Origin of the sequence: Bacillus sp. MRMR6 (assembly GCF_001940785.1) — a bacterium.
In the GTDB taxonomy this organism is placed as follows: Bacteria; Bacillota; Bacilli; order Bacillales; family Cytobacillaceae; genus Neobacillus.
In genome coordinates this window covers 189,241-200,868 of the sequence record NZ_MSLS01000005.1, presented here as the reverse complement: position 1 = coordinate 200,868, position 11,628 = coordinate 189,241, and the positions used below count along the sequence as shown (strand labels likewise).

Here is an 11,628-nt window from a genome sequence, read left to right as displayed (position 1 = left end):
CATGACAAAAGAGACAAAAAGGAAGAAACCGAGCTTAACAGCCTTTTTCAAAAACTTGGGAATAAAAGAGTTCAAAAGTGAGCACGGCTTCTGGAAGCACGTCACAGAGATTGACCCTGTATTAGCAAAGGAACTGGAACCTCTCATCAGCCGTGAAAGAAAAGGGAATCTATATGATGTGAAGAACGACACTTTACTGTTCAGTTTAGCGGTGGAATCGTGGACGTTTTCCTTCCATAAAGCGTTCCTCAAATGGGTAAACAATCAAAAACAACTCCGCCCACAGCGAATTTTGGAAATCGGATGTGACAACGGTCTGTTGTCATGCTGGTATGCGACTCTTTTTCCAGAGGCTGAAATAATCGGAATCGATCAGGGCAGAACCGTAATTCAACGCGCAAAAGAATTATCCAATCAGCTAAATTTACATAATGTGACCTTTTATCAAATGGATTTTAAAGAAATAACCGGGCACTTTTCAGAGAATGATTTTGATCTCATCATTTCTGTCCGGTGCTTTCATGAAATCATGGGGCCTTTACCTATTCCTCAATATTGGTCACTCCCAGTCTATTTGGAAAAATATCCGATATTTGGTGATAGTAGTTATGTAAAGCCATTGCATACCTTATTAACTGAGGATGGAACATATCTCTCTTGTGAAAGATTAGAAAATCCTGCTGATGTGGGGAAGTGGGCAAATGTGCTGAAAGAAGCGAATCTGCATGTGCAATGGGAAGAGAGCAATGTGATCACCTATCATGAATTAGGTTCACACAAGCGGTCTCCTGCTATCTTAACCACCAAACGGGACTTAGGGATGACAACCTGGGAAGGAATGGAACTCCTTTATACAAAGGGCAATCCAATCACGTTGGAGGTTGGAACCTCCTACAGCGGTGCACAGGCTGAATTTGCCTACCAACGACTGGGTAAGAAATCGTTCCATTCTGGTATACATTTAAAAATGGAGGACCACTGGTATGTGTTCCGATTTGAAATTTGGGAGACCGAAGAACTGCTACTTGTTTATAGTTACGGTAACATGGGGCATCGTCATTTAAACATTCTTGCTGCCGGGACATATAAGGATGCAGAACTGTTACGGGAAGAGGCATTAGGACAGTTCAGCCATCTAGGGTCGGTTACACCGTACGACAGTCTGGAAGAGCGGCCAGTGTAACATGTGCAACATAAACTAGTAACTACTGTCTTTAATATTTATTTGAAATATATATAGGATCCCCTCCAAATAAACGGACTGGGGATCTTTACTTTATGCCACTTACCAATTTATACAAGATGATTTTTTAGTTTGAATTCACCTATAAACAAGATTAATATCTCTTGAGACATATAATGCGGTGTATTACCGACTTGCAGAATCTAAAATAAGGTATTCCTTTAATCCTTTCATAAATTTCCAATAAATTCTATAATAAAAGCAAATGATTTATACGGAGGAAACAATAAATGAAACTCCAAACATTACTGGATAAGGGCTTACAATACAGTGTTGATCGTAATATGGTTGAAGATAAAGAAAATGGAAGGCTTTCATTTATTGAGAGGTTTCCGCTAGAGTCGCTGTCTAAGTTGACAGTTGAAGAATACGCTGATACTAAAACAAAGGATAGTTTTATCTATTGGCTAGAGCGAAAGCATATATTAGCAGGGATAGGTGGAGGTAATTCTGCTAAGTTTGGCATATATCGCGCTCAAAATGGGGAGTATTGCAAGGGCTATGGAAAACACAAAACAGTTCTAGAAGGGGAAAAACTCCAAGAAGAATTTAGGTTATTAAAAGAAGGCATAGGAAAGGCAATAACCCTTGCAAAAGAAGATAGAATTTCAGAGATAAAATCAGTAGAACTACCCCTATTTAATATGGTTTTATTAAAGATATTGAACATTTATGTTCCAGAAAAGTTTTTTAATGTTTATTCTCCACCAATTTTGCTTGAGCTTGGTAAAGAATTAGAAATATCAAGTGAATTGCTAATACCACAGAATTCCATAGAGTTAAATTATGAAGTGCTTATTCGCCTTAGAAGAAAAGAGCCCTTTACAAATTGGTCTAATCAAGGAATTGCTTTCTTCATATGGGATACATTTTCTGAAAGAGACAAGTCGTTGGACGATAATGTGCGAYACTGGCTCATTGGACATACATATGGAGAACGGTCTATTCAAGAATACTTAATTCAAAACAATTATATAGCTGTTGGATTTCTTAGCGAGGATTTATCTCCATATCTAGGAGAAGAAAATATTGATGAAGTCATAGAGGAAAAAGAAAAAAGTCCAGGAGGACAAAAGGCACTAAAACAATTCTTTTCTTTAAAAGAAGGGGATTTTGCTGCATTAAAATCTAGCTTTACTCGAAAAATAGATGGCAACACAAAATCTGTCCTTAGGATTACTGCAATTGGAAAATTGAAGGCGGATGCATTTGATGGATATAAATATTCTGATCAATATGGACACCTATTACCAGTTGAATGGCTGAATACAGAAGAAAACGAGTATATAGGTTATGGTGGTTACCGTAGTACAATTAATGAAGTGAAAAACAAAAGTGCTATTAACATGGTGTTTATGCAAGGGGATGGAGGTCGAGATGAATCTATGGAAGTAGAAATACATGAGGATAACCTTCCGAAGAACTATGTCCTTTATGGACCTCCTGGTACAGGTAAGACTTACCATGTTGTAGAGCAGGCTCTTAAAATCATGAATAAAAAAACATTTGAAGAGCTGGAAGTGAATGGACGTGAAGCACTACAACAGGAGTTTTCCCGGTTAGTCAAAGAAGAGAAAATTCATTTTATCACCTTCCATCAATCATACGCCTATGAGGATTTTATCGAAGGATTGAAATCCGATGGGAAAGGAAATTTTGTCCCTACCGATGGAATTTTTAAAAGGGCCGCAATTGAAGCGATGTACGAAGGAATACAAATGAATACCAGTGATTTTACTGAAGAAGTAAGGTTTGAACAATTTTACAATTACTTGGTAGTGAATGGTATAACGCAAGCCATTGAGTTTGAATCCAAAACTGGCGGGAAACTTATTATTTCACATATTTCAGCCAATGATAACTTAGTTATCACCAGTGAAGATGCGAAAACCAATTCCATCGTTTCAAAAGAAAGGTTATTACGAATATTCCGCTATATGCAATTACATAGTATTGATTGGAAAAATAATGTTAGCTTTATTCATGATGCCATTGGTGGTTCAAATCAAACCAGGTATTGGGCTGTATTAAATTGGATTTTAACTAAAATGGAGCAAGAAGTGGAAGAAGATAGTATTGTAATTGAAGGTGATGAAAAAAAGGCAATTGTATTAAAGGCATTGGCTGAAATGAATTCTTTTGACTTTACAAATGCAAAAAGGCATATACTTGTTATAGATGAAATGAACCGTGGAAATATCTCAAAAATTTTTGGTGAGCTACTTACCCTTTTGGAAGAGGATAAACGATTAACTGAAGATAATGAACTAATCGTAGACCTGCCATATTCTAAAGAAAAGTTTACTCTTCCCCCCAACCTATATGTAATTGGAACCATGAATACTGCAGACAGATCCATTGCTTTATTAGATACAGCATTGCGTCGCCGATTTGTGTTTGAAGAGATGATGCCAAACCCTGACTATCTTGATTCGATAGGTGACATTGATGTTGCAGCGATGCTTTCAATCATGAATCGGAGGATTGAAGTTTTATATGATCGTGATCATATGATCGGACATGCCTATTTTATTAATGCAAAAACAGATGAAGAAATTATTACTATTGTAGAATCAAAAATCATCCCACTCTTACAAGAGTATTTTTACGATGACTGGGAAAAAATTGGTCTTGTTTTGGGCGGTATTGGTACATCCAAAGAGGATTCATACATCGTTTATAAGGAAGTAATTAATGTTAATGAGTTATTTAAAAATAGATCTGCTATCTCATACCTACAGAATCGATCAATATACCGTGTTAAACGAAAACTAACTTCACAGGAGCTAATCGCAATCTATGAATAAGACGATCATCGTACGTGAGTCATTTGATTGGATTACAGAAAAGCAAATTACTCCTGCACAATTTAATGAACTGGTCAGATACATTGATGAAAAATATCCTAATGATAACGTATTGGACATAAAGTTTCAACGGTTAAGGTTTATTAATTATGTAGGGGTAATACAGTGCTCTGATGTTCGATATGAGATCCTCCCCAAAATTAGTCTTTCTGTAAATGATGACCGTAAGGCTCTGTTATCCATGTTATCTATTACTGGATTTCTGCCTATTTCATTCTATGAAGTAATCTATAATGGTGAGGAAAATAGTGAATTACTGACGGCAGTACTTAGAGCCTTTCTTGTAAAAATTTTAAGTGAATTAAAGAAAGGTTCATACAAAACATATGAACGCCAAGAGGAAAACTTGTACACTTTGAAAGGAAAACTTGAGATTAGTACTCACATTCGTACAAATCCTTTTCAAAAGGCAAGAGCCTATTGTAGCTTCGATGAACATACAGAGAATAATGACTTAAATAAATTGTTTAAAACAGCGTTACTCATAGTAAAACGACAGACGCAATTACATTCTTTTCATCTGCATATAGACCGTTGTTTAAACTATTTAGAAAATGTAGATTTACTCAATTTGTCTTCATCGAAACTAGGCAATATTGCATGGAATCGACAAAACCAACGATTCCATGATGCGGCGTTATTTGCGAAATTAATCATAGAACGAGCCTCTTTTTATAGTAAAGGACAACAGTCATCTTCATTTTCGTTTTTATTTCCAATGAATTTACTGTTTGAAAAATATATAGAAGCAGCACTTAGAGAGGCTGTGGGCAATAGGGAAGTTATAAGTCAGCATGCGGAAAAAAGACTGGTACGAAATAAAAAGAGCGGGTTTGGCAATATCTTATTAAAGCCGGATTTTGTTATTAATAATAAAGTGATTATTGATACCAAATGGAAGAGTGCTACATATAACGGAAGAAGTCATTATAATCAAAGCGATGTTTATCAAATGTATGCCTATGTCACAGCATATAAGGAAGTGGATCGGTGTATTCTACTATATCCAAAACAAGAGGGGGAAGAGGAACTTCCAGTTTGGGAAGTTGTAGATACAAATAAAACGATTGAAATGAAGACTGTCAGAATTGATGATTTTTTTAGGACTGTTGATGGACTGAGGGAGATTCTATAAAAACAAACTTCCCTCTTTGCCTTCCTATTGCTTCCCCTTTTAAGGCAAGATACGGGATGGGGTCTAAAAGAGATAGAGATTCCTGGATTTATACCAAAACAAGGATTAAGCTTTTTCTCCATCTCAAAGGCTGAGTATCTTGACCTGTAAAAGAAATTATCGTAAATGGATAATCTAAGGTGGAAATTAGAAAAAGAGATTTAAGGAGATGAATATGGTGGGAAATTTCAATAAGAGTTCAGAAGATATACCCAAAACCTATACACTTTTGGGAGTAGATAATCTTCCATATGTGAGTGAGATTCCAGGTTTATTGGGAGGAAATCGCAAAAGCAAAATTTATGGGAGTTTTGATTGTGGTGCTGCAAACCGTGCTTTAAAAATTGGTGGGTATGAAGAATATCGAGTATTCTTTGCCGATGAGGAGATTGCTATTTCGGCTGGTTATAGACCTTGTGGAACATGCATGCGTGAGCAGTATACAATATGGAAAAATCAAAAAAGCAAGTCTCTGAACAAAAATCTGTAGGTACACTAGACAATGCGAGTAATTTTAATTTATTTTCAGTAATTACCTACTTCAATATTAAACGGTTATAAAATAATAATCTTGATGATATTAAAGGAACTGGACTTTATAATTCCATCTCTGATATTCATGACAAGTTAGATCAAATTAATGAAAGTGTTGAAGAAATAAAAGGTGCTGGCTTATATAATTCTATTACRGATGTCTGTGATAAATTAGATGAGGTTGTATCAACCTTAAACTCAATACATCTCGAAGTAATGTAACAACACTTAAGCACGTGTACACAAGTAGAAATTATCATCAAATAAAAAATACTTAGCCCTGTATACCATTATAGGGCTTTTAGGAGTACAAATAATAAAGTTTTTATTACTTCCTGATGAACGATTAATTCAATAAAAATAAAACTAATATGATAAATGATTAAAGAAAAAATTGACAGGTTTAAGTCCGGGATAATACCGTATCTATACCTGCCAATTAACTTATAGTATAAATCTCTACTTTCGCGGCTCACCTGAATGGTGTCCTACTATTATCCATGGTAAGTAGTATACCATCCCGGTCTGCGGTTGGTTGATTTACTGCCGTTTGGTGCGAATGAGAAATATATTTTTTGCTCTTTTAGTTTGGAAATTAGTTCAGTTAATTCATGATCTCCTAATAGCCAAAAGGCGCCTCCTTTATCACGCAAATCAATCACTTCGTATCCAAAGTTCTCCAAATATTTTTTCAGTCCTGATTCAAAAATGTTTACTTGTTTCTGTTCTAACTCCATCTTCATTTCTGTCACGGGATTTTTCTCTTTAATCAATGTTTTAGATTGAATTAAATTTTCAACACTTGTAGTAGAAGTGTTAGGTCGATCTGATTCCTTTGAATCCAGGACAGGATTAGCTTTTAATCCAGCATGATCACGGGATTCTATTTTTCTTGTTAGTGAAATAGTCATCGTTTTAGACCTTTTCTTTTGATCAATTGTTCCAACTGGTTCAATTTGATAGTGTTGAAGTGTAGCCCATAGAGATTCAAGTGCTTTTTCTGGGTTGTAATAATAATCGCTGCCCCGAACTCTCCAAAATCTCCACCCACACCTCTCTAAAATCCGCTGGCGATTCATATCATAGTCATATCGGTCAGGACCATGCCATTGATCGCCATCACATTCCACGGCAATTCGCCCTTTTTCTCCTTCAACAACTAAATCTATTCGATAACCTGCTACTTCAAATTGAGGAATAATTCGATATCCTCTTGAAGCAATTTGATCATATACACTACGCTCAAAGTCGCTTTCACATTTGTCACGATTCGTTGAGTGGATTTCCTTCTCAGGGTTCTCGCAATAAGAAATCAGCTGATAGCGCATGTCTTCCTTATTTCTAAGATCATTAACGGTAGGAGTATGGAACAGCCATAGTTGGTCTTTCGCTCGGCTAACGGCTACATTATAGCGGCGCTTGTCTTTCTCAGTAGTAAGAGCTCTCAGTGCTGTTTCTCCGGGAGCTGCAACCATGCTTAAAAACATAATATCTCTTTCATCACCTTGAAATGCGTAGGCGTCGCCACAAATAAGATTTCGTTTTTCCATTTCTTCAGGACCGATAACTTGTAAAAGTTTGTGCTCGATTAGCTGTGCTTGCCCTTCATTTTGAAGGCTAATTACACCCATCGTTTTTCCCTTATAAAGTGGATTCTCAATACAAGCTTTAATTTCTGCTACAACCGCATCTGCCTCAAGCCTGTTAAAAACCTTTTGACCAGAACCTTCCCGATAGCCGGAAGGGATATGCCTAGTCTTAATAGGATCGAGTCGATTGGGTGGATATTCCCTTAATGGAATTAATGGCGTGTGTGTATAGCTAATTCGGTTAGAAAACTGTATGATCTCGGGCATGCAGCGAAAATGTTCACGCAGTGTGATTCGACCGCCAAATAACACATTCGCCAAATCGAAGAACGAGTTTTCTATGTCTAATAAATCTGCAAGCTTAAAGTCATATAAAAATTGCCTTCTTAAAAATTGAATTTCTTCTCTTTTTATTCCTACATATTCAGGACTAATCTGTTTATCATCACCAACAACAATAAGTTTTTTAGCAATATACTGGAGAATAACGGCTTCAGGTCCAGATTGACTAGCCTCATCGATTATGACTACATCGAATAGGTTGGGCTTAATTTCGAATGTTTCAAAGATCCGATACAACGGCATAATCCAAGCCGGGATCGCATCACGGCAATATGACATATGATATTGGGCATCTCGTAAGTGAATGGGAGCGTTCTTTCCAGTACCTTTACCTACTTTTCTCATTGAAGTCGTCCAGGCGAGCAGGTGCTGCCGCTGACCTTCTGACATAGTTGACAAAGTTGAATACCAAGCTTTTAATGCACCAAGTTCTGTAATAATCCGCTTCATTAATTTATTATTTTCTTCAAGTTCATTTTTTAATTTGCCTTCGTCTGTTTTCGAAAAATCTTGAAACCAAGTATCAACTTTGGCCCAATGTACGGCTTCTTCGAAGTGTTTAAATCTCTCCAAGATTATTTGAAAATCGAATTGGTGTATAAGTTGCTCATACAACTTTGGCAAGACTCTTTTCAGCTTTTGCATGTATGTTTCGCACCGCTCAAATTTATGACTGTATTCATCTAAATTAACGATAACAGATACAGAGGAAACATATCCATTAAAATCCCTAGTCTTAATGGCTTGTATAAGAGTAGGTACTATAGGATGTGAAGAATTTAGATCAATTGAACCTTCGATTGTATTTATTAACTTCTTGAAAGAATGTTCAATTTCTAATAAATCTTCCTTTAATGATAGGTAGTCTAGCTTTCGAATTAATACATCCAAATCTTCAGTACTAAATGTAGGGAAGGAAACTGCTGCTTTTAGTTGTTCTGTTTCTGAAATTTTTTCATATTGTCCTACCATTGTAAAAAGAAGGGTGAATGAATCTAGTATATCTAACAATTGAGCAATTTTCAGCGATCGAGAAGACTTAGCTTCAGGTTGTATATTGAGTTGCTCAGAGATCATCTGTTCCACTTTTTTAATGGTAGAATCAACCCTTACAGCTTCTTCTAACAGTGATATTGCCTCAAGTTGATCACATTTTCGGCCATCAATTCTAACGTCCTTAATGATATACCAAGTGTCTTTCACAACTTTTGGACGCATTAATGGGACACCTAAACCATTTCCGCTTTCCAAGTGCTGCTTTAACAGGGTTACATCCGATTGCAATTGTATTAACGAAACACTGCCTTGGCCGCTAATTTCAACAAGATTATGCTTTTTAGCAAGGTCTTGGATTGAGTCAATATAACTCATGCTCTGCTGATAAAATTCTTCCCAAGGGCGAAATTTACCACTGAACAAGTCTTGTTTTGCTTGGTTTACCCACTTTTCATTAACGCTTTCAATGGTTAAAATGGTTTGACGGATATCCAATAAGTGGTTTTGTAAATTGAGACGCTTAGCAGCAGGGATTTGTAAGTAAAGATCTAGTCCCAAATTAATATTCTGATCAAACTGTTGTAATTGTTCATTTTTAGTACGTTCTTTTTCTAAAAGGTGTTTAAAGACACTAGCTTCAAGTAGTAGATCAGAAGGAGGTATAGATAATTGAATTTGATCTTGTATATCCTTATCTAATTCTCCTAATAATGTTGCAAGCTCCACAGCTTCAGCATTTGTTAAGGGAAGGGGAGTGTCCATTTCAATTCGATCCGTTACCCAATTGTACTCTGTCTTTTCTTTTTCCAGCTTTTTTGCAATGGTTTGAGCTGTCCCTTTATAATTTCCATTGAGAAAATTATGTTCATACGTTTCTTTTTCTCGAATCGTCCTAAGCTGCTGCTTAAGTAATGCGTCTTTTTCTTTCCTTTTTGTTAAGTCAGCTGTAAGATCATTGACTTTTTTGATCGTGATATCAGGATTCCAGGAATCTCTTTTATTAGAAATAACTTGAACTACGCTTTCTAGATCCTTATAAGATTTTGAATCAGCTCCAAGTAAACTTACACATAAAGCCTGTAATTCAGTAGGAATTTTATTCTTTAATACCTTTAATGCTCGGGGTGTCTGACTAGTAATTAGTACACGCTTTCCTGTAGCTAATAGATGGGAAGTTAAGTTGGCAATGGTATGGCTCTTACCCGTACCAGGCGGACCCTGGACGAGTACCCCATTTCGAGTTTCTAAGTTTGTAATAATTCTTTGCTGCTCATCATTCGCTTCAAGAGGGAAATAGATTTCAGAATCTTTTACATCGAAATTTGGACTTGTAGAACTGGTTCCACTTTCCTTGTAATCATCAATTTCGTTAAAAATACGAATAATTCCAAGTGGAATATCCATTGTCTCATTACTAGTATTTTCGATTATCGTGTTACAGGCCAGTTGGAACCCTTTTTCATTTCTCTTTCTTAAAATAAGAGCGGGACTAAATGAAACAGCGGGGTCTTTTGATGCATTTAGAATACTGTGTCTAACATCCTCTGCATATTGACCATTTGCAGATAGCGACTGAACAAAGGAACGCAAAATAGTGTCCAATAATTCTTTGTTCCATACATTTTCATGAAGTGAACTCATTTTTTCTAATATAGGTTCCATCGCTTTATTGTCTAGCCGATCTTCTAGTTCCAGCATATCTTGTTCGATTTCCGGCTTAATACCCTCTGCAGATGGTATAACTCGGATCACACCATTATTGGAATCAAATTCAAAAGAACATGTTACTGTTAACAAATGGCGATGCACTTTATGTGAGTTTGCTGTCTCCCAATTCAATAGTCCTATTCCAATAACTAATTCGAATTGTTCGCCAAGCTTCTTTTGTTTTTGGTAAATGGTGAATAGCTTCTCGTAGATTTCTTGTATTCTTTCAGCGCGAAGAGCTTCACTTTGCCAAGGCTTCCATTTGCTACTTATGTAATAGTCAAAGCTACTAGTAATATCAGGGTAATCTTTAAGGGATAGAAGCTTTACCTCATCTAATCCATCTTCTTGATAATTAGAATTAGGTATTACTTCTTTAAGTTTTGGTTCTATTTTTGTATTGTCAATTTTTTTCGTGGTCTCAAGCCATTGTGAAATGGGTGCAGGAGGTTTTGGAAACACAGGTAGGGTTGGCTTTTTTACTTCCAGCCATGTTTCCTTCACTCCTTCGTCATTAATGGGTGATAAACACTCAGGTTCATCAGGGATATCTCCAATCCAAAAGATATTTTCAAATTGCTGTAAATCAAGTATTAAAGGTGCCTTCAATAACGAAAGCTCTTTTAAATAATGAAAGAGCCTAACTGTCCGATCCTTATTTAAAGTTGCAGAGTCCAAATAAATTCATCTCCCAACAAAAAAATCATTGCTGTTTATTTTATGTTACGACAATTCATTATATCACTTTAGGCTAGGACTTTAGAAGGAGTGTTGGAAATCTTATACAGAACAAAGTGTCAGGCACCATCCATGTTTTGGTCGATGCCTGGCATTTGTTTAGTTTTTAAATATCCCGTATTTTCTTTCATAATATACTTCTCAAATGTTAATTTATTTTTCCCACCCAACTAACAAATTTAGTCCTGTTTCTCTCATACCAATCATTGCAAATAAAGTATTTCACCCCATTAATCTTAAAAACTTTACTCCAATATCGCGGATATCCATTGATCATTGTTCGTCAATGAGTGATTGTTCACCTCAGTTTTTTGAGGATTGGGTAGTTCCCATCAAAGGTCTGCCGGAGTATTTTGAATCTAGCAAATGTTCGACCATGTCACTTGTGAGTAAGCCCTTCCTTGCTAAGCATTMAAATTCTGATCGGATGAATATGGT

General features: G+C 36.2%; 5 protein-coding genes. 4 read left to right on the top strand and 1 reads right to left on the bottom strand.

The window, feature by feature from the left end; genetic code table 11:
- Position 1 precedes the first annotated feature (1 nt).
- The 4 genes from BTR25_RS08005 (at position 2) to BTR25_RS07990 (ending at position 5,774) form a co-directional block, all read left to right on the top strand.
- On the top strand, positions 2–1,183 hold the full coding sequence (locus BTR25_RS08005; protein WP_075687538.1) for a methyltransferase domain-containing protein: 1,182 nt from the start codon (positions 2–4) through the stop codon (positions 1,181–1,183).
- Between the two features lie 290 nt (positions 1,184–1,473).
- A complete protein-coding gene (locus BTR25_RS08000) occupies positions 1,474–4,050 on the top strand; it encodes an McrB family protein (RefSeq protein ID WP_075687537.1) in 2,577 nt (858 codons plus the stop codon).
- Positions 4,043–5,245: an McrC family protein gene (locus tag BTR25_RS07995; RefSeq protein ID WP_075687536.1), complete on the top strand. Its 1,203-nt coding sequence runs from the start codon at positions 4,043–4,045 to the stop codon at positions 5,243–5,245. The genes BTR25_RS08000 and BTR25_RS07995 overlap by 8 nt, the downstream gene beginning before the upstream one ends.
- Before the next feature lie 214 nt (positions 5,246–5,459).
- Positions 5,460–5,774 carry an Ada metal-binding domain-containing protein gene (locus tag BTR25_RS07990; protein ID WP_075687535.1) on the top strand — a complete coding sequence of 105 codons (315 nt, stop codon included), beginning with the start codon at positions 5,460–5,462 and terminating at the stop codon, positions 5,772–5,774.
- 538 nt (positions 5,775–6,312) lie between these two features.
- Here BTR25_RS07990 and BTR25_RS07985 read toward each other — a convergent pair.
- Positions 6,313–11,130: an AAA domain-containing protein gene (locus BTR25_RS07985; protein ID WP_075687534.1), complete on the bottom strand. Its 4,818-nt coding sequence runs from the start codon at positions 11,128–11,130 to the stop codon at positions 6,313–6,315.
- Positions 11,131–11,628: the final 498 nt, after the last annotated feature.